The sequence below is a fragment of the gamma proteobacterium symbiont of Axiagastus rosmarus genome, from assembly GCF_059730925.1.
This window is the reverse complement of record NZ_AP035925.1, coordinates 873,108-892,301: the sequence shown is the minus strand read 5'-3', so window position 1 is coordinate 892,301 and position 19,194 is coordinate 873,108. Positions and strand designations below refer to the sequence as shown.

Here is a 19,194-nt window from a genome sequence, read left to right as displayed (position 1 = left end):
TGGTCTGAGTTTGAAATTAGCAAAAAGTTCGGCTTTGCTCAGGTTTAACGTATCCGCGATCGCAAATTTATCGCTACAGATTCGCTGAAAAGCGCCGCCTGCGTTTCTATTAAAGAAACACTTCTGCCCCTCGGGAGAGTTGTATTATGACAGAACAGCCACTTAGCCAAAGCGCGGTCAGCGTGCGAGCCGGACGCACACGCTTTATGATGCTGGCACTGGTGTTTATCAACATCATCATTAACTACATGGATCGCACCAACCTGTCGGTGGCCGCCACGCAGATGGCCGGTGAACTGCGCTTCTCGCCGCTGGAGATGGGGCTGATCTTCTCGGCGTTCGGCTGGATCTATGCGGCGCTGCAAATTCCCGGCGGATTCCTGATCGATCGTCTCGGTGCGCGGCTGGTATACGGCGCGGGGCTGTTTGCCTGGTCGCTGATCACCGCACTGCACGCTTTTGCCAGCAGCTTCGGCGCGCTGTTCGGTCTGCGCCTCGGCGTCGGCGCCTTCGAGGCACCGGTGATGCCGGCTAACAATCGGGTGATTTCCAGCTGGTTCCCCGAGCAGGAGCGTGCCAGTGCAATTGGCATCTACTCGTCCGCACAGTTTGTTGGCCTCGCCTGTATGACGCCGCTGCTGTTTCACGTGCAGGCTGCGTTTGGCTGGCGCGGGCTGTTTCTGATTACCGGCGTGGCGGGCATGATTTGGGCGCTGGTGTGGTATCTGCTGTATCGCGAGCCGCACCAGCACAAAGGTGTATCAGAGGCTGAACTTAACTATCTGCGTGACAACGGCGCACTGCTGGAAAATCGCCAGGGCAGCCAGGCGCCGCGTGCACGCTGGGCCGATCTGGCGCAGATGTTTCGCAGCCGCAAGCTGGTCGGCATCTATATTGGCCAGTTCACCATCTCTGCCACCTTCTGGTTTTTCCTAACCTGGTTTCCCACCTATCTGGTGGAGTATCGCCACATGGACTTTATCAAGAGCGGCTACGTGGCGTCGCTGCCCTACTTCGCGGCGTTTTGTGGTGTGCTGCTGGCTGGCTTTGCCTCAGACCGCATGATCCGGCGCGGCGTGTCAGCCAGCGTGGCGCGCAAGCTGCCGGTGATCCTCGGCCTGTTCCTCACGCTGTTTATTCTGGGTGCTAACTACACCGAAGATTCACGGCTGATCATCCTTTTTATGTCGCTGGCGTTTTTTGGTAATGGCCTGGCGACCATCACCTGGGTGTTTGTTACCGCGCTGGCGCCGCGCCATCTGATCGGTCTGGCCGGCGGCGTATTTAACTTTACCGGCGCGCTGTCATCAATCGTGGTGCCGATCGCCATCGGTGCCCTGATTGACGGCAGCAACTTCGCGCCGGCGCTGGCCTTTATCGCCGTGCTGGCCGCTATTGGCATCTGCAGCTATCTGTTTGTGGTAGGAAAAATTGACCATGTCAGCGCGCGCTGATGAGCCGTTTCGCCAGCGCGTGCAGCTGTTGCAGACGCTGCGCCAGCTGGGCTTCATCGGCCTGCCAGATTTTGGCGAAGGCCAGCGCCGCGCGGTTGTTATTGATCGGCTGCGCCATACTGATTTCGCCGTCCTCGCGATGCCACATCAGATAATCCTGCGCACGCTTCTGCGCCAGCAGCGGGGCAATCTGCGCCCACTGTTCGTCACTGAAGCGTGGCCGCAGCACCTCGTCACTCTCCGCCGCCAGCAGCGCGACGCCAATCACCGACTGCCACGCTGGCAGCATGCGGAATCCGGCCAGCGCCTGGCTGGTACTGGTGCGCTCGCCGGGCTCCGAGTGCCAGATGTAGATGACCTGGTCCTCCCACAGCACGCCAAGCGCCACCACGATGTCGCGCGGCGCGTGCGCCTCCAGCTGCGGCAGTGCCGAAGCAAACAGCGACGATCCACGAATGGCCTGCGCCGCCAGCGCATGAATGCCCGGGCCCGGCAGATAACGCCGGTGTTCATCCTGAATCGTCAGGCCGATGGACGCCATGGTCATCAGCAGACGGTTTACCCGCGTGCTGTTCATCCCCATCTGGCGCGCCAGTTCACGGCCGCCGACCGCTTTGTCACTGGATACCAGATATTGCAGGCAGCGAATTCCGTCAATCAGGCTCTGGTTGGGTTGCGAAGACATAAATCACCTTGTGACGGTAAAAATTCAATCTTAGCAGCCTTCAGGCGGGAGTAACCTCATGATGCAAACTTTCTCTTCTCAGGCCGCGCGTGCCTTTCCGTTGCAGTCGTTACACGCCGATGTGCTGGTCGCCGGCGGCGGTCTGGCTGGCGTGTGCGCCGCGCTGGCTGCGGCACGCGCGGGCCAGCAGGTGGTGCTGATTCAGGATCGCCCGGTCCCCGGCGGCAACGCCTCCAGCGAAGTGCGGCTGTGGGCCAACGGCGCGACGTCGCATATGGGTAATAACAACCGCTGGGCGCGTGAAGGCGGCATCATGGGCGAGATCATGGAGGAGAACCTGTGGCGCAACAAAGAGGGCAACCCGGTGCTGTTCGACATGGTGCTGCTGGACATCGTGCAGGCGCAGCCGCGCCTGACGCTGCTGCTCAATACCGTAGTCAGCGACATCGAAAAATCCGCACAGCGCCTGCAGGCGGTTCAGGCTTTCAACGCCATCAATCAGACCCGCTATCGCGTGACGGCCGACCAGTTTATTGATGCCAGCGGCGACGGCGTGCTCGGCTATCTGGCCGGGGCCGCGCACCGTGTGGGCGCAGAATCACCGCAGGAGTTTGGCGAAAAAATGGCGCCGGGCGAGCAGTTTGGCCACAAGCTCGGCCACTCAATTTATTTTTATACCAAACGCAGCGCGCAGCCGGTGCGCTTTGTACCGCCCTCCTTTGCGCTGAAAGAGATCACCGCCATTCCGCGCTATAAACGCCTGAGCTCCGATCTCAACGGCTGCGATCTGTGGTGGCTTGAGTGGGGCGGCCGGCTGGATACCGTGCATGAAAGCGAAACCATCAAGTGGGAGCTGTGGAAGATTGTCTGGGGCGTGTGGGATTACATCAAAAATTCCGGCGAGTTTGCCGATGCCGACACGCTGACCATTGAATGGGTTGGGCTGATTCCCGGCAAGCGCGAGAGCCGACGCTTTCTCGGCGATACTCTGCTGTGTCAGCAGGATATCATCGCGCAGCGCGACCACTACGATGCGGTGGCCTACGGCGGCTGGTCGATTGACCTGCATCCCGCCGACGGCGTGTACAGCGCTCACGACGGCTGTCGCCAGTTCCACAGCAAAGGCACTTACACCATTCCGTTTCGGGCGCTGTACAGCCAGTCGCTGGATAATCTGCTGCTGACCGGTCGGCTTATCTCTGCCACACACGTTGCCTTTGGCAGCGCGCGCGTGATGTGCACCTGTGGCGTGCTGGGCGAAGTGGTGGGCCGCGCGGCGGCGCTGTGTCAGCAGCATAACCAGACACCGCGTCAGCTGGCGCAGCCGGAGCATATTGGTCAGCTGCAGCAACAGCTGCTGCGCCACGGCGCGTACATTCCGCGTCAGCAGCTGGCGCATCCGGCCGGTGCCGCTCAGGTCAGCGCCAGCAGCACCTTCGCGCTGCACGCCCTGCCCGCGGATGGCGGCTGGCACGCCCTTACCTCACGCTGCGCCCTGCTGCTGCCGCTTAAAGCCGGAGAACGCCTGCCGGCGCTGACGGTGCGGCTGCGGGCGTCATCCGCGCAGACGCTGCAGGTTTCACTGCTGACCAGCGACAATCCGGCCAATACCTGCGGCGATCGGCTGCTGGCCACACACAGCCTGCAGATTAGCGGTGAAGAGGCGTATTCGCTGCCGTTTGACTACCGTGCGGAGTGCGATCGCTACCTGTTTATCGCCTTTGAAGAAAATCCGGCGGTTGAAGTGGCGCTCACCCGCCAGCGCCTGCCGGGCATTATGATGGTCTTCAACAGCCTCAATCCGCGCGTCGCGAAACGCACCCGGCAGATAAACGACGGCGATTACGGCGTGGAAGAGTTTGATTTCTGGCTACCGCGCCGCGCGCCCAATCAGATCCTGATCGCGTTTAGTCTGGCGACACCGCTGCGGCTGTGGCACTGCGACTATTTGCTCAACGGTAAACTGCGGCCGGAAAGTCACACCAACGGCTGGCTGCCGGCAGCGGACGATTGCCAGCCGTGGGTGTGCTGGCAGTGGCCGGACGCGCAGCGCGCCAGCCAGATTACGTTGCTGTTCGATAACGATTTCGATCATGCGATGGAAACGGTGCAGATGGGCCATGCGCAGGCGGTGACGCCGCACTGCACTATCCACTATCGCCTGTGGCTGGATGACAGGCTGCTGGCCGAGGTCAGCGATAATCATCACTCGCTGTGCCATCATGCGCTGCCCCCGGATACCGCGTTCCGCCAGATTCGGCTGGAGCTGCTGGCCAGCGCAGGCGCCCTGCCCGCGCTTTACGGCCTGCATGTGCATCACCAGCCGGCGATGCCCTGACGCGCCAGCTGCAGGGCGATAAACCACATCACGCCGCCCACCAGCAAATTAATGATGCGCTGCGCGCGCACGGTGCGCAGGCGCGGCGACAGCCAGGCGGCCAGCAGCGCCAGACCGAAAAACCACAGCAGCGAGGCGCTGGCGGTGCCGAAAGCAAACCAGCGGCGCGCCTCCGCCGACGGCAGCTGACTGCCGAGGCTGCCGAGCACCACGAAGGTGTCGAGATAGACATGCGGATTGAGCCAGGTCACCGCCAGCATAGTAGCGACAATGCGCCAGCGCCCCTGCTTCAGCGCCGCCTCTGACGCCAGCGTGACATCGCCCTGCCAGGCACTGCGCAACGCGCCCCAGCCGTACCACAGCAGAAACGCCACGCCAGCCCAGGTGATCAGCATCAGCAGAACCGGCGACTGCTGCAACAGCGCGCTGCCGCCAAATATTCCGCCATAGATCAGCGCAATGTCGCTCAGTGTGCACAACGACGCGGTCATCAAATGGTAGTGGCGCTTAATGCCCTGGTTCAATACGAAGGCGTTCTGCGGGCCTAACGGCAGGATCAGCGCAGCACCAAGGGCAAGCCCTTGTAAGTAAACAGATAACACAGAAGAGTTCCTGAAAAAGGGGTGTTGCTGTGCAGTATAGTGAGGCGCGGATATTAGCGGAAATGGAAAGAATTAATCGGTCATTAGCGTAGCTGATAAAACAAGGGCACCCGCAGGTGCCCAGATAATTTACTCGCTGCGCGCAGGCTGCTGCGCCTCGCTCTGCACCTGATGCAGGTGCACGTCCATCTGCGGATAAGGAATACCGATACCGTGCGCATCCAGCGTGCGCTTGAAGTTCTTCATCAGATCCCAGTAGACGTTCTGCAGATCACCGCTTTTGCTCCAGCAGCGCACCACAAAGTTCAGCGACGATGCCGCCAGTTCGTTCAGGCCAATCTGAATACCCAGATCTTTCAGTACGCGCTCGTCAGCTTCCACCACTTCACGCAGCAGATCGATCACCTGATCGACATCCGCATCGTAGGCGACGCCAATAATGAACTCGTTGCGGCGGATAGGTTCGCGCGAAAAGTTAACGATGTTGCCGGCGATGATTTTGCCGTTTGGCACCACCACGATTTTGCCGTCAGCGGTTTTCAGCGTGGTCGAGAAGATCTGTACATTCTGTACGGTCCCCATTACGCCACCGAGATCGACGAACTCACCGGTGCGGAATGGACGGAAGGTCACCAACAGTACGCCTGCCGCCAGGTTGGAGAGCGACCCCTGCAGTGCCAGACCGACGGCCAGACCGGCAGCACCGAGCACGGCAATCACCGAGGCGGTCTGCACACCGACGCGGCCCAGCGCGGCAATAATCGTGAAGGCAATGATACCGTAGCGCACCAGCGCCGAGAGGAAATCAGCCACGGTGGCATCAATATGACGCGCGACCAGCAGGCGATTGACGCCGTTCGATACCACGCGCGCGATAATCATCCCGACAATAATGATGGCGATAGCCGCCACGATGTTCACCGCATAGCTGAGGATCAGCGCCTGGTTGCGCACCAGCCAGCCACCTGCATTGTTAATGCCGTCAACGACGTTAAGATCTTCCATTTGTTAGCCCTGTTGTTGAGTTTCCCGCAGGAAAGTACAAAAACTGCCAGATTCAATCCGACACTCCCGAGTACAAGGGTAAACAATAATGGGGCGAAGCGCCAAAAATGTGCTGTATAAACCGGGATTTCCAGACGGGACGCATAAAAAAAGGCCCTTTCGGGCCTTTTTTGTACGGTAAGCAAAAATTACAGTACGTCGACAGCGTTCAGCTCTTTGAAAGCCTGCTCTAAGCGCACAACCATGGAAGATTGTGCCGCACGCAGCCAGACGCGTGGGTCGTAGTATTTTTTGTTCGGGCTGTCAGCGCCGTTAGGGTTGCCAAGCTGACCCTGCAGGTACGCTTCGTTGGTTTTGTAGTACTGCAGGATGCCGTCCCAGGTTGCCCACTGGGTATCGGTATCGATGTTCATCTTGATCACGCCGTAGCTGATAGACTCTTCGATTTCTGCAGCAGAAGAACCGGAACCGCCGTGGAATACGAAGTCCAGCGCGTTGTGCGGCAGGCCGTGTTTCTCTGAAACGTATTTCTGCGAATCACGCAGAATGGTTGGAGTCAGTTTCACGTTGCCTGGCTTGTACACGCCGTGCACGTTACCGAAGGACGCAGCGATGGTGAAACGCGGGCTGATTTTGCTCAGCTCGGTGTAAGCGTAATCTACGTCTTCTGGCTGAGTGTACAGTGCAGAAGCGTCCATGTGGCTGTTGTCCACACCATCTTCTTCACCACCGGTGCAGCCCAGTTCGATTTCCAGCGTCATATCCAGTTTCGCCATGCGCGCCAGATATTTAGAAGAAATCTCGATGTTCTCTTCCAGTGACTCTTCAGACAGGTCGATCATGTGTGAGGAGAACAGTGGCTTACCGGTTTTTTTGAAGTGCTCTTCACCAGCATCCAGCAGGCCGTCGATCCACGGCAGCAGTTTCTTCGCACAGTGGTCGGTGTGCAGGATTACTGGCACGCCGTACTGTTCAGCCATCAGATGCACATGGTGTGCACCAGCGATTGCGCCGAAAATCGCAGCGCCCTGTGGTTTGTCGGTTTTGAAACCTTTACCGGCGATGAAGGCAGCACCACCGTTGGAGAACTGAACGATGACCGGCGCTTTAACTTTAGCCGCAGCTTCCAGTACTGCGTTGATGGAATCCGTGCCGACGCAGTTAACGGCTGGCAGAGCGAATTTGTTTTCTTTCGCTACTTTGAAGATTTTCTGAACGTCATCACCAGTGACAACGCCGGGTTTTACGAAATCAAAAATTTTAGACATGGTTGTGTCCTGTTTCGTTTATCGTCCACTCCCCAATGGGAATGCGATCTGTTCGCCCACAGCGGGCAAGCCTTCAGACAGCGCCGAAGCGCTGCCCCCAAAAATTACTGCTTCGCGCGCTCTTCCAGCATGGCTACTGCCGGCAGTTTTTTGCCTTCCACGAACTCGAGGAACGCACCGCCACCGGTAGAGATGTAGGAGATTTTGTCCTCGATACCGAACAGGTCGATAGCCGCCAGGGTATCACCGCCGCCGGCAACAGAGAACGCGTCGCTGTCTGCGATAGCGTTGGCAACGATTTCGGTGCCCTTACGGAAGTTCGGGAACTCAAACACGCCAACCGGACCGTTCCACAGAATGGTTTTTGCGTCTTTCAGCAGTTTCGCCATGTTCTGTGCGGTTTCGTCACCGAAGTCCATAATTTCTTCGTTATCCGCTACTTCGGAAACCTTTTTCACGGTTGCCGGGGCAGTTTCGGAGAATTCCGTGCCGACGCGTGAATCGGTAGGTACCGGAATGCCGTACTGGTCGCGCAGGCCCTTAGCGGCCTCAACGAAGTCTGGCTCGTACAGCGATTTGCCGACGTTGTTGTCGATCGCCACGAAGGTGTTAGCGATACCGCCACCGACAATCACGGTGTCAGCGATTTTCACCAGCGACTGCAGCACGTCGAATTTGGTGGACACTTTAGAACCACCCACCACGGCGACCAGCGGACGCTGTGGATTGCTCATCACTTTGCCCAGCGCTTCCAGTTCGGCAGACAGCAGCGGACCGGCACAGGCGATAGGAGCGAATTTGCCCACGCCGTGAGTAGACGCCTGCGCGCGGTGCGCGGTGCCGAATGCATCCATGACGAACACGTCACACAGCGCGGCATATTTCTTCGACAGGGTTTCGTCGTCTTTTTTCTCGCCTTTGTTGAAGCGAACGTTTTCCAGCACCACCAGTTCACCCGCGCCCACTTCAACGCCGTCGAGGTAGTCTTTCGCCAGGGTCACGTTAGTGCCGTTCAGTTTTTCTTTCAGGTAGTTAACAACCGGCAGGAGGGAGAACTCTTCGTTGTATTCACCTTCGGTCGGGCGACCCAGGTGAGAGGTAACCATCACTTTCGCGCCCTGTTTCAACGCCGCTTCGATGGTAGGCAGAGAAGCACGAATACGTGCATCTGACGTCACTTTCCCTTCTTTCACTGGTACGTTGAGATCGGCACGGATCAGAACGCGTTTACCAGCAAGATCCAGATCGGTCATCTTAATTACAGACATGGTGAACCCTCTCGTTGATTCTCATAAGTTTTGCCAGACGCAGTCCGCGTCTTACCTGAAACCGCTTGCGGCCATTGCTAACGTGGTGTCGATCATGCGGTTAGCAAAGCCCCATTCGTTGTCACACCAGACCAGGGTTTTGATCAGGTGGTGACCGCTGACCCGCGTTTGCGTGCCGTCCACTATGGCACTGTGCGGATCGTGGTTAAAATCTACTGAGACTAACGGTAATTCCGTATAGTCAACTATACCACGAAATGCCCCCTCTGACGCGTTTTGCAGCAACGCGTTGACCTCACACGCCTTCACCGCCTGGCGCACCGAAACGCTCAGATCAATGGCGGTCACGTTGATCGTCGGCACGCGCACCGCGATAGCCTCGAAGCGATCGTTAAATTTCGGAAAAATACGGGTAATGCCAGCGGCAAGACGCGTATCGACCGGAATGATCGACTGACTGGCGGCACGGGTACGGCGCAGGTCGCTGTGATACGCGTCAATCACCTGCTGATCGTGCATCGCCGAGTGAATGGTGGTCACGGTGCCCGACTCAATGCCAAAGGCGTCATCCAGCAGCTTGATCACCGGAATAATGCAGTTGGTGGTGCAGGATGCGTTGGAGACAATGCGGTCAGTTTGTTTAAGAGCCTGTTCGTTAACGCCGAACACTACGGTGGCATCCAAATCGTTGCCGCCGGGATGCGAGAACAACACTTTCTTCGCGCCAGCCTGCAGATGCGCTTCACCATCGTCGCGGCTGCCGTACACGCCGGTGCAGTCCAGCACGATATCGACATTCAGCTCGCGCCACGGCAGCGCGGCAATCTCAGCCTGATGCAGGATACGGATGGTATCGTCACCAACCCACAGCTGATCGCGCTCCTGGCGGACGTCAAAGGCAAAGCGGCCGTGGCTGGTGTCGTACTTCAGCAGATGCGCCATGCCAGCCGCTTCCGCCAGTTCGTTAATCGCCACTACGGTGATTTCCGCCCGGCGACCGGTTTCATACAGCGCACGCAACACGTTGCGCCCGATACGACCAAAACCATTTATTGCGATACGAATGGTCATCTCACTTCCTGCAGCCACACCTGAAAAAACGTGCCAAATACCTTGAGCGTTTCGCTGCGTTTTGTACAGGGAATTCTTGCCCGGTTACGGTTGCTGACGGCGAGCATATGGCCGCAACTGAAACGGTTCAGCGAGAATAAAGCATGGAAGGAATAACAGGAATGATTGCGATCAACTGTGCTGCTGATTATTGGATCTGCGTCACAAATTCAGGCAATGACAATTATTACTGCAGGAATAATTGAACCGTTTCAGGTTCAGGCGATAACAGGGCCGCCGATCTGCACATCGGTGTCGCGGCGCAATTTATTGCGCGTGGTAAAGCATGAGGATGGCAGCAGAAATGCGCGATGAATCGCGCCGCTACAATGCGCAGCGGCGCGACGCATTACGCGAAATTACAGAATCGATTTCGCGGTTTTCACCACGTTGGCCACGGTGAAGCCGAACTCTTCGAACAGCTTCTCAGCTGGCGCTGACTCACCGAAGGTGGTCATGCCAACGATGGCACCGTGCAGGCCGGTGTATTTGAACCAGTAATCCGCAATACCGGCTTCGATAGCAACGCGTGCGCCAACTGCTTTCGGCAGCACAGACTCACGATAAGCCGCATCCTGCTTATCAAACGCATCGGTAGACGGCATGGACACCACGCGCACCTTACGACCTTCCGCGCTCAGCTGCTCGTAAGCGCCGACCGCCAGCTCAACTTCAGAACCGGTCGCAATCAGAATCAGCTCCGGCGTGCCGTCGCAATCTTTCAGCACGTAACCACCGCGCGCCACGTTAGCCAGCTGCTCAGCGCTACGATCCTGCTGCGCCAGGTTCTGACGCGAGAAGATCAGGGCTGATGGACCGTCAACGCGCTCGATAGCGTATTTCCACGCCACCGCAGATTCTACCTGGTCACACGGACGCCACAGGCTCATGTTCGGGGTGGTGCGCAGGCTGGCCATCTGCTCAACCGGCTGGTGCGTCGGGCCATCTTCACCCAGACCGATAGAGTCGTGGGTATAAACCATCACCTGACGGATTTTCATCAGCGCCGCCATGCGTGCCGCGTTACGCGCGTACTCGACGAACATCAGGAAGGTTGCGGTGTACGGCAGGAAGCCACCGTGCAGCGCAATACCGTTAGCGATGGCAGTCATACCAAACTCACGCACGCCGTAATGAATGTAGTTGCCTGCGGCATCTTCATTGATCGGCTTCGAGCCGGACCACATGGTCAGGTTGCTTGGCGCCAGGTCAGCCGAGCCGCCCAGATATTCTGGCAGCAGCTTACCGAAAGCTTCGATGGCATTCTGCGACGCTTTACGGCTGGCGATTTTTGCCGGATTAGCCTGCAGCTGCTCGATGAACTTCTGCGATTCCGCCTGCCAGTTAGCAGGCAGCTCGTTGTTCACGCGGCGTTTGAATTCGGCGGCCAGTTCCGGATGCGCAGCGGCGTAAGCAGCAAACTTCTCGTCCCAGGCTTTCTCTTTCGCCTGGCCAGCTTCTTTGGCATCCCACTGTGCGTAGATTTCAGAAGGAATTTCAAATGGCGCGTAGTTCCAGCCCAGCTGTTTGCGGGTCAGCGCGATTTCGTCGTCACCCAGCGGGGCACCGTGCGAATCGTGCGTACCGGCTTTGTTCGGGGAACCGAAACCGATGATGGTTTTGCACATCAGCAGTGATGGCTTGTCGGTGACCGCTTTGGCTTCTTCCACCGCTTTCTTGATCGCGTCGGCGTCGTGACCGTCTACGCCACGCACCACGTGCCAGCCGTACGCTTCGAAGCGTTTAGCAGTGTCGTCGGTGAACCAGCCATCCACGTGACCGTCGATAGAGATGCCGTTGTCGTCATAGAACGCCACCAGCTTGCCGAGTTTCAGGGTACCGGCGATGGAGCACACTTCGTGCGAGATGCCTTCCATCATACAGCCGTCGCCCATGAACACGTAAGTGTGATGGTCTACGATGTCATGACCCGGACGGTTGAACTGCGCCGCCAGCGTGCGCTCAGCAATGGCGAAGCCCACGGCATTCGCGATGCCCTGACCCAGCGGGCCGGTGGTGGTTTCTACGCCTGCGGTGTAGCCGTATTCCGGGTGGCCTGGGGTTTTAGAGTGCAGCTGACGGAAGTTCTGCAGCTCGCTCATCGGCAGGTCATAGCCGGTGAGGTGCAGCAGGCTGTAAATCAGCATCGAGCCGTGGCCGTTGGACAGCACGAAACGGTCGCGATCTGCCCACAGCGGGTTAGTTGGATTGTGGTTCAGGAAATCACGCCACAGCACTTCAGCGATATCGGCCATGCCCATTGGGGCACCCGGATGTCCCGATTTCGCTTTCTGTACTGCATCCATACTTAACGCGCGAATGGCGTTGGCAAGCTCTTTACGAGAGGGCATCTTCTACTCCAGGTCGGATTAATGCTCCGCCACGCTTAACTGATTGTAATTAATGAGTTATAAGGCGAAGCGAGAAAAAAGTCGCACATCAATGTACATGAAAATCGGGGCAAAAGTACATGTATCAGGATGCTAAATCTGCGGTTCAGGGTTGCATTTCGGGGCCTGTCTGCTAGCCAATCCGCCCCTGGCACGCTATAACCAATGCGTTTAAACACCTGCGTGGTTTTTCAGGTGTTTGTTTTCTCTACTTGTTACTCAAAGGATGCTGATATGAAAATTCGCGCCATGGTTGTCGCGCTGGGAATGGTTTCGCTGCTGAGCGGCTGCGAAGGAATGGATAATAACGCACTGTTGCAGTCTGGCGCGCAGGCGTTTCAGGCTTACTCGCTGAATGATGCCCAGGTTAAAGAGCTGAGCGATCAGTCATGTGCCCAGATGGATAAAGAGAACCAGCTGGCACCGGCCAACAGCAGCTATCAGCAGCGGCTGAACAAAATCGCCGCCGCGCTGGGCGATAACATCAACGGCGTACCGGCCAACTACAAGGTGTATCTGACCAAAGACGTCAACGCCTGGGCGATGGCCAATGGCTGTATCCGCGTTTATAGCGGTCTGATGGATATGATGAGCGACAACGAAGTGGAAGGCGTGCTCGGCCATGAAATGGGCCACGTCGCGCTCGGCCATACGCGCAAAGCAATGCAGGTGGCTTTCGCGACCACGGCGGCACGCAACGCTGCGGCGTCGGTGGGCGGCGTGATTGGTTCGCTGTCGCAGTCACAGCTGGGCGAGATGGGCGAGAAACTGGTTAACGCGCAGTTCTCACAGACCCAGGAGTCGCAGGCGGATGACTATTCGTACGATCTGCTGAAGAAGCGCGGCATTAACCCGCTTGGTCTGGCGACCAGCTTCGAGAAGCTGGCGAAGCTGGATCAGGGCCGCCAGAGCTCAATGTTTGACTCGCATCCAGATTCTGAGTCGCGCGCGCAGCATATTCGCGACCGCATCGCGGCGGATGGTAAGTAGTCGCCGTTTTCCCCTCACCCCAGCCCTCTCCCGCACGCGGGAGAGGGAGCAGTCCGTGCTGTTATCACCGCCCGCTCGATCGGTTCCCTCTCCTGGGGGAGAGGGTCAGGGTGAGGGCAGCCGTCCGCACCGCCGCTTAACCTTTATTCGCCGCCTGCACGTGCAGCATATCCAGCGCCAGCGTCGCAGCGGCCAGTGAGGTCAGGTCGGCGTGATCGTAGCCCGGTGCCACTTCCACCAGATCCATCCCCACAATGTTCATACCCTGCAGGCCGCGGATCAGCTTGGTGGCTTTATCGCTGGTCAGGCCGCCAATCACTGGCGTACCGGTGCCTGGCGCGTGGGCCGGATCGAGGCAGTCGATATCAAATGTCAGGTACACCGGCAGATCGCCCACGGTGCGCTTCACTTCGGCCAGAATGTCGTCCACGCTGCGGTCATTAACCTGCGCGGCGTCCAGCACGTTGAAGCCCAGGCTCTTATCGAACTCGGTACGGATACCAATCTGCACCGAATGCTGCGGATCGATCAGCCCTTCCTGCGGCGCAGTGTAGAACATGGTGCCGTGGTCAAAAGTCGGGCCGTTGGAGTAGGTATCGGTATGCGCATCGAAGTGCACCAGCGCCATCTTGCCGAAGTGTTTAGCGTGCGCGCGCAGCAGCGGCAGTGTGACATAGTGATCACCGCCAAAAGTCAGCATGCGCTTGCCGTTCGCCAGCAGCTTTTCCGCGTGCGCCTGCAGCTTGTCGGACAGATCCTGTGAATCGCCGAAGGCGTACACCAGATCGCCGCAGTCCACCACGTTGAGGCGCTGACGCAGATCGAAATCCCACGGCCAGCGGCAGCCTTCCCACGCCAGGTTAGTAGAGATCTGACGGATCGCACCCGGCCCTAAACGGCTGCCCGGCCGGCCTGACGTTGCGGCATCAAACGGCACACCGGTAATCACCCACTCGGCGTCGCTGTCGTAAGGCTGGAAGTTCAGCGGAAAGCGCATGAAACCGAAGGCGTTAGAAACCAGGGAGTTGTCGTACTGATTGCCCAGCGTGTTGTACATAACGAGTCCTCTTAAATCCTTAAATCGGTTAGCCAGTTAAGGTATAGATGAAAAAAATCCCCTCCGCGTCGTTAGGCCCGACGAGGAAGGGATTGATGGGCGTGATTATCGCCGAGATTGCCGCGCATCGCAATTAGCGCTCGCGCATCGCCTCTTTGGCCTTGTTAAACGGTTTGACCAGATAATCCATGATGCTCTTCTCGCCGGTTTTGATATCCACGGTGGATACCATGCCCGGGCTGATGGCAAAGCGCCGGCCAGCCTTGTTCTGCACATAGTCGTTATCAGTACGAATAAACACGCGGTAGTAGTAAATCTCCGGTTTGACTTCGTCCTGGATGGTATCCGGCGAAATGCTTTCCACCACGCCGTTCAGGCCGCCGTAGATGGCGTAATCGTAAGCGGAGATTTTTACCACCGCGCGCTGGCCGGGATGGATAAAAGCAATATCGCGCGGCGACAGGCGTGCTTCAATCAGCAGCCGATCGTTCATCGGTACGATGTTCATCAACTCACCGTTGGGCGGAATCACCCCGCCCACCGTCGAGACTTTGATGTTTTTCACGATGCCGCGCATCGGCGCGCGGATAGTCAGACGCGTTACGGTATCTTCGCGTCCTTTAATCACCTGCGCCAGGCTGTCGGCTTCGGCGCTGGCCTTCGCCAGCTCTTCGCGCGCCTGCACGTAATACTGCGAGCGCATATCGGTAAGTTTCAGCTCCAGGTCGGACTTATCGCGCTGTAAGCGCAGCACTTCCACGCTGCTGGCGGCACCGGTTTTCGCCAGCCGCTGGGTGATCGCCAGTTCGCGATTAGCCAGCGCCAGCGACTCCTTAAACTGCCGGGTTGCATCATTAAGCTGGGCGCGTTTGGTGTTATACAGCCGGGTTTCCGCCGCGATAAGATCCGGGTAGCCCTTCAGCTCGGCGGGAAACGTGAGCGGATCATCGTTTACTTCCGCACGCAGGCGCGAGGCCGCTGCCAGTGCGGCCCGGTAGCGCGCCGCACTCTCGCCGACGCTGGACTGTGAGCGTGTGGCATCCAGTTTCGCCACGATCTGCCCGGCCTGCACGCGATCGCCCTCATGCACGTACAGTTCCGTGAGAATGCCGCCCTCCAGCGACTGCAGCACCTGCTCGCGCGAACTGGGGATCACCTTCCCGGTGCCGGTTGAGACCTCATCCAGCATGCCAAACCACGCCCACACCAGCGCCACCACGATCAGCGCCGTGCTGATGACGATCAGCCGCACTGCGCCGGTGTAGTGGCTTTCCGATTTCAGTTCGCCGAGCAGATCGTCGGACGAATCCACTTCCGCGGCGGTCACCAGCCGCAGTTTTGCCGGCAATTGTTTCATCATGCCTGTCCCTCCCCCGCCGCTCCGCTGGCGCGCGGTGCCGGCAGCGCGTTCTCTTTCGGGCTATCCATTACCAGCTGCCCCTCTTTCAGCACCAGTATGCGATCGACCAGCGACAGAATCGCCGCGCGGTGCGTCGCCACGATCAGCGTGCGGCCATTCAGCCAGGCGCCCAGCCGCTCAATAAAATCCTTCTCGGTATGATCGTCGAGCGAAGCGGTCGGCTCATCCAGCAGCACGATATTAGGATCGCGCAGCAGCATGCGCGCCAGCAGCAGCGACTGGCGCTGACCGCCGGACAGCCCGACGCCGCCCTCCATTATCGGATGATCGAGCCCGAGCGGCAGACGGCGAATAAAATCGGCCCCGCCACTGACCGTCAGCGCGGCAAAAATCGCTTCGTCGGTGGCGTGCGCCGCGCCCATGGTGAGGTTTTCCCGCAGCGTACCGTGGAACAGCCGCGCGTTCTGCGTCAGCAGCCCGACGTTGCGCCGCACGTCCGCGACATCAATATGCGGCAGGCTGAGGTTGTCCAGCCGCAGCTCGCCGCCCACCAGATCCATGCCGCCGGCCATCGCCTGCAGCAGCGTGGATTTACCGGAGCCGTTGCGCCCCAGCACGGCGATGCGCTCACCCGGCTTGATGGTCAGCGTCTTGATGCGTAGCGCCACCGTCAGCGAATCGCTGTAGTAGCGGAACATGGCATCGGTGAACTGATAGTGGCCAAACAGCACCGGACAGTGAATGCGCGTTTCGTCTTTACTGTTCTCCACCGGCAGATTCATCAGCGCATCGAGGCTGCTCTTCGCCGCTTTTACCTGCTGCCAGCGCGCCAGCACGCCACACAGCGTCGCCATTGGCGCAATCATGCGCGAAGACAGCAGCGACGCGGCGACAATCGCCCCGGTGGTGATATCGCCGTTGATCACCATCGGCGCCCCGACCACGATCACGCTGGCGTACACCAGTCCCTGAATGGTGACGCCCCAGCTGATCAGCGCATGCGTCACTTTGCGCATCTCGACGCCCGACTGCGCGGTGATGCGGATATAGCTGTTCCACTGCTGCAGAAAGCGGTCCTCCGCCTGCATCAGCTTGATATCTTCCAGCCCCTGCACGCTCTCCACCAGCACTGCGTTGCGCAGCGTCGACTCTTTCAGGTTTTGCTGCGCCAGCTTCGCCAGTTTTTTCTGGCTCAGCACGCCGGGCAGGATCATCAGCAGCACCGCCACCGGCGCGATCCACGCCAGCTGCGGCGCGATGATCGCCATCACCAGCATAAACAGCAGGAAGAACGGCATATCGACGATCGCCGTCACCGTGGTCGACGTCACCATTTCGCGCACCGCTTCCAGCTCGCGCAGCTGCGAGATAAAGGTACCGGTCGATCGCGGTACCGCGCTGTTACGCAGCCGCAGCGCGTGGCCGAACACGCGGTCGGAGACGCGCATATCGGCGCGCTTGCCGAGCAGATCGGTGACGTGATCGCGACCGACGCGCAGAATATAGGTGAACACCACCGAGAGGATCACCCCGATATACAGCACGTACAGCGTGGGGTACGACTGCGCCGGGATCACCCGATCGTACACCTGCATCGAGAAGATGATGCCGACCAGCGCCAGCAGGTTGATCAGGAACGATCCCAGCATCACGTAGCCGTAAGGACGCATGTCATGCAGCACCAGACGGCGCAGCCAGTCGGGCCTGACCGTGGCGAGATAGCGATCGACACGGCTATCTTTGGCGGCCGTCACCGGACGCAGCGCCGCGGCGTAGCGGATCTGCGGCAGCAGCGTGTTCAGCGCGATCGGCGCCGGTTGTTCATCGCCGGCCAGGTGCACGCGCACCGTGTCATCGCCATCAAAGCTGGTGATGACGCCGACCTGGCCGTCGCTCAGTTCCACCGCCAGCGGCAAGCGCCAGCTGCTGATCTCCCACTGATGCTCTTCATACAGCTGCAGCGACAGCCCGGCCTGACGCGCCAGATGGCGCAGCGCTTTATCACGTGACTGTTTGCCCTGCCATTCGCTGGCAGCCATGATCATGCCCGGCGAGCACGGCAGACGATAATGGGTAGCGATGAGAATAATGGCGGTGGCCCAGCCGTGCAGCGGCACCTCGCCACCGGCGGCGCTGGCGGGATTGCCATTGGGTGCGTCCGGAATCTGTAATTGCGTCATGGCTGGATCTCCACGGACTGGATGCGCTGGTTATTTAGCGCAAACGCTGACCGCATCTGCCCGGTGCTGTATAAGCAGTCGAGCTGCAGTGAACGTAACTGACTGATGGTTTGCTGCATGGCGAAGCGCGTCTGAAACACTTCCTGTTCGGCGTTGAGCACGTCCAGCAGCGGACGGGTGCCGAGCTGCAGATACTGGTCCTGATAAAGCTGCTGCGTCTTTTCGCCCAGCGTCTGCTGACGCGACATGATCGCCAGGCTCTGCGACAGGCTCAGCGCTTCGGTTTGCGATTCGCTGAGCTGCTGCTGCGCTTTGAGGCGCGCCGAGTTCACCGCCGCATTGGCCGCCTGCAGCGCGCTGGCCGCCGCATCGCGCGCCGCGGTAATGCCGCCGCCCTGATACAGCGGCATCTCAACTTTGACGAACGCGGAATACTGGGTGCGGTCGAGCGTTTCGCTGCCGGAGTAGTGATTGTTGAGGTAATGCGTGACCTGCGGTTCCAGCGAAATGGTGGGTAAATTCTGCGCGTTGGCGTTATCCAGTTTGGCTTGCGCCTGCCGCGCCTGCGCCCACGCCGCCAGCACCGCCGGATTGGATTTGTCGTCAGCTTTGCCCACCGCGCAGGCGCGCGTCAGGCTGGGCGGAAACGCATCGCTGACCTTTTTCACCAGCGGCCAGCCGAGATAGCTGGCCAGCGTGGCACGCCAGCGGTTGAGGCTGGCCTGATACTGGGTCAGCGTGGTGCGCGCGCCTTCGATACGCGCGTCGGTCTGGGTGGCGTCCGAGAGCGATGCCGCCCCCTCTTCATTGCGCTGACGCGCCAGATCGCCAATCTTACTCAGCGCCGTCAGCTGATCCTGGGCGATCTTCACCAGCTGCTGATAGCCCTGCACCTGCACCAGCGCAGCGGCGGTGTCGTGCGCGACGGTATCAATACTCACCAGCACGCTGGCCTGCTCCTGCGCTACCCCGGCTTCGGCGGAGCGCACCGAACTGCTGACTTTGCCGAAGTCATACAGCATCTGCGATACCGACAGCACAAATGACGGGCTGAAGCCTTTCTCGCTGTAGGCGTTGCTGTAGCCGTTGTTCATACCGGCGCTGATTTGCGGATAGTATTTGGCCTGCGCCACATCGACCTGGCTGGCCTGCTCCAGCATTTTGCCAATCGCCTGGGCGATGTCCGGATGCCACTGGATGGCACGCTGCACTGCCTGGTTAAGGGTTAAGGTATCCGGCACGTTAGCCAGCGCGGGTTCGGCCACCTGACCGGTTAAGGAGGGAAGATCCTGCTGCTGCGCCAGACCGGCTGAGGTTATGCGCCCCGCCTGCGTCACGGCATCACTGGCAGCCATAAGATGAGAACTGTGAAAAAACACAATGCCAGCACACAGGGCGCTGAGCTTACAGGTACGGCGAGTTGTTGCGCCTGATTGCATCAGATCCATCGATTGTTCACCAGTAAAAGAGAGAAAGGGGCACCTCCC

General features: G+C 59.1%; 14 protein-coding genes. 3 read left to right on the top strand and 11 right to left on the bottom strand.

The annotated features are described in order from the left end of the window. Nucleotides 1–146 precede the first annotated feature (146 nt). Nucleotides 147–1,454: an MFS transporter gene (locus tag AC6I8F_RS04100; RefSeq protein WP_166710971.1), complete on the top strand. Its 1,308-nt coding sequence runs from the start codon at nt 147–149 to the stop codon at nt 1,452–1,454. On the opposite strand, the gene AC6I8F_RS04095 is transcribed toward AC6I8F_RS04100, so the two are convergent. Further along, the gene (locus AC6I8F_RS04095; protein WP_136546694.1) at nt 1,441–2,139 is read right to left on the bottom strand and encodes an IclR family transcriptional regulator; all 699 of its coding nucleotides are present in this window, start codon (nt 2,137–2,139) and stop codon (nt 1,441–1,443) included. The two genes, AC6I8F_RS04100 and AC6I8F_RS04095, sit on opposite strands and share 14 nt — an antisense overlap. A gap of 61 nt (nt 2,140–2,200) precedes the next feature. Here AC6I8F_RS04095 and AC6I8F_RS04090 point away from each other — a divergent pair, with 61 nt between their 5' ends. Next, nucleotides 2,201–4,477 (top strand): FAD-dependent oxidoreductase, encoded by a 2,277-nt coding sequence (locus AC6I8F_RS04090; RefSeq protein ID WP_371815465.1) that lies wholly within the window; start codon nt 2,201–2,203, stop codon nt 4,475–4,477. Here the strand turns inward: AC6I8F_RS04090 and argO are convergent. The 6 genes from argO to tkt all read right to left on the bottom strand — a co-directional run bounded on the left by argO (nt 4,456) and on the right by tkt (nt 12,081). Further along, complete coding sequence (gene argO / locus AC6I8F_RS04085; RefSeq protein WP_166710975.1) at nt 4,456–5,079, bottom strand: arginine exporter ArgO; 624 nt, start codon at nt 5,077–5,079, stop codon at nt 4,456–4,458. The two genes, AC6I8F_RS04090 and argO, sit on opposite strands and share 22 nt — an antisense overlap. A 129-nt stretch (nt 5,080–5,208) precedes the next feature. Beyond that, a complete protein-coding gene (gene mscS / locus AC6I8F_RS04080) occupies nt 5,209–6,084 on the bottom strand; it encodes a small-conductance mechanosensitive channel MscS (protein ID WP_021506650.1) in 876 nt (291 codons plus the stop codon). Between the two features lie 188 nt (nt 6,085–6,272). After that, nucleotides 6,273–7,352: a class II fructose-bisphosphate aldolase gene (fbaA, locus tag AC6I8F_RS04075; protein ID WP_058757103.1), complete on the bottom strand. Its 1,080-nt coding sequence runs from the start codon at nt 7,350–7,352 to the stop codon at nt 6,273–6,275. 104 nt (nt 7,353–7,456) lie between these two features. Further along, nucleotides 7,457–8,620 carry a phosphoglycerate kinase gene (pgk, locus tag AC6I8F_RS04070; RefSeq protein ID WP_021506648.1) on the bottom strand — a complete coding sequence of 388 codons (1,164 nt, stop codon included), beginning with the start codon at nt 8,618–8,620 and terminating at the stop codon, nt 7,457–7,459. A 51-nt stretch (nt 8,621–8,671) separates the two neighbouring features. Beyond that, nucleotides 8,672–9,691 (bottom strand): erythrose-4-phosphate dehydrogenase, encoded by a 1,020-nt coding sequence (epd, locus tag AC6I8F_RS04065; RefSeq protein WP_166710977.1) that lies wholly within the window; start codon nt 9,689–9,691, stop codon nt 8,672–8,674. Between the two features lie 398 nt (nt 9,692–10,089). Next, entirely contained in the window at nt 10,090–12,081 is a 1,992-nt protein-coding gene (tkt, locus tag AC6I8F_RS04060; RefSeq protein WP_059011510.1) for a transketolase, read from the bottom strand. 273 nt (nt 12,082–12,354) lie between these two features. Between tkt and loiP the strand changes: the two genes are divergently transcribed. Next, nucleotides 12,355–13,110 carry a metalloprotease LoiP gene (gene loiP / locus AC6I8F_RS04055; protein WP_021506645.1) on the top strand — a complete coding sequence of 252 codons (756 nt, stop codon included), beginning with the start codon at nt 12,355–12,357 and terminating at the stop codon, nt 13,108–13,110. 136 nt (nt 13,111–13,246) lie between these two features. Here loiP and speB read toward each other — a convergent pair whose 3' ends face one another. The 4 genes from speB to AC6I8F_RS04035 all read right to left on the bottom strand — a co-directional run bounded on the left by speB (nt 13,247) and on the right by AC6I8F_RS04035 (nt 19,155). Next, nucleotides 13,247–14,167 carry an agmatinase gene (speB, locus tag AC6I8F_RS04050; RefSeq protein ID WP_021506644.1) on the bottom strand — a complete coding sequence of 307 codons (921 nt, stop codon included), beginning with the start codon at nt 14,165–14,167 and terminating at the stop codon, nt 13,247–13,249. A gap of 133 nt (nt 14,168–14,300) precedes the next feature. After that, on the bottom strand, nt 14,301–15,524 hold the full coding sequence (locus tag AC6I8F_RS04045; protein WP_369974314.1) for an HlyD family type I secretion periplasmic adaptor subunit: 1,224 nt from the start codon (nt 15,522–15,524) through the stop codon (nt 14,301–14,303). Continuing rightward, on the bottom strand, nt 15,524–17,707 hold the full coding sequence (locus AC6I8F_RS04040) for a type I secretion system permease/ATPase (RefSeq protein ID WP_498028554.1): 2,184 nt from the start codon (nt 17,705–17,707) through the stop codon (nt 15,524–15,526). The genes AC6I8F_RS04045 and AC6I8F_RS04040 overlap by 1 nt, the downstream gene beginning before the upstream one ends. Further along, nucleotides 17,704–19,155 carry a TolC family outer membrane protein gene (locus AC6I8F_RS04035; RefSeq protein WP_031279469.1) on the bottom strand — a complete coding sequence of 484 codons (1,452 nt, stop codon included), beginning with the start codon at nt 19,153–19,155 and terminating at the stop codon, nt 17,704–17,706. The genes AC6I8F_RS04040 and AC6I8F_RS04035 overlap by 4 nt, the downstream gene beginning before the upstream one ends. Nucleotides 19,156–19,194 lie beyond the last annotated feature (39 nt).

What these genes read in the sequence shown, in the direction of transcription:
- AC6I8F_RS04100 (WP_166710971.1), top strand. Translation starts at nt 147, where the DNA reads ATGACAGAACAGCCACTTAGCCAAAGCGCGGTCAGCGTGCGAGCCGGA.
- AC6I8F_RS04095 (WP_136546694.1), bottom strand. Translation starts at nt 2,139, where the DNA reads ATGTCTTCGCAACCCAACCAGAGCCTGATTGACGGAATTCGCTGCCTG.
- AC6I8F_RS04090 (WP_371815465.1), top strand. Translation starts at nt 2,201, where the DNA reads ATGCAAACTTTCTCTTCTCAGGCCGCGCGTGCCTTTCCGTTGCAGTCG.
- mscS (WP_021506650.1), bottom strand. Translation starts at nt 6,084, where the DNA reads ATGGAAGATCTTAACGTCGTTGACGGCATTAACAATGCAGGTGGCTGG.
- fbaA (WP_058757103.1), bottom strand. Translation starts at nt 7,352, where the DNA reads ATGTCTAAAATTTTTGATTTCGTAAAACCCGGCGTTGTCACTGGTGAT.
- pgk (WP_021506648.1), bottom strand. Translation starts at nt 8,620, where the DNA reads ATGTCTGTAATTAAGATGACCGATCTGGATCTTGCTGGTAAACGCGTT.
- epd (WP_166710977.1), bottom strand. Translation starts at nt 9,691, where the DNA reads ATGACCATTCGTATCGCAATAAATGGTTTTGGTCGTATCGGGCGCAAC.
- tkt (WP_059011510.1), bottom strand. Translation starts at nt 12,081, where the DNA reads ATGCCCTCTCGTAAAGAGCTTGCCAACGCCATTCGCGCGTTAAGTATG.
- loiP (WP_021506645.1), top strand. Translation starts at nt 12,355, where the DNA reads ATGAAAATTCGCGCCATGGTTGTCGCGCTGGGAATGGTTTCGCTGCTG.
- speB (WP_021506644.1), bottom strand. Translation starts at nt 14,167, where the DNA reads ATGTACAACACGCTGGGCAATCAGTACGACAACTCCCTGGTTTCTAAC.
- AC6I8F_RS04045 (WP_369974314.1), bottom strand. Translation starts at nt 15,524, where the DNA reads ATGAAACAATTGCCGGCAAAACTGCGGCTGGTGACCGCCGCGGAAGTG.
- AC6I8F_RS04040 (WP_498028554.1), bottom strand. Translation starts at nt 17,707, where the DNA reads ATGACGCAATTACAGATTCCGGACGCACCCAATGGCAATCCCGCCAGC.
- AC6I8F_RS04035 (WP_031279469.1), bottom strand. Translation starts at nt 19,155, where the DNA reads ATGGATCTGATGCAATCAGGCGCAACAACTCGCCGTACCTGTAAGCTC.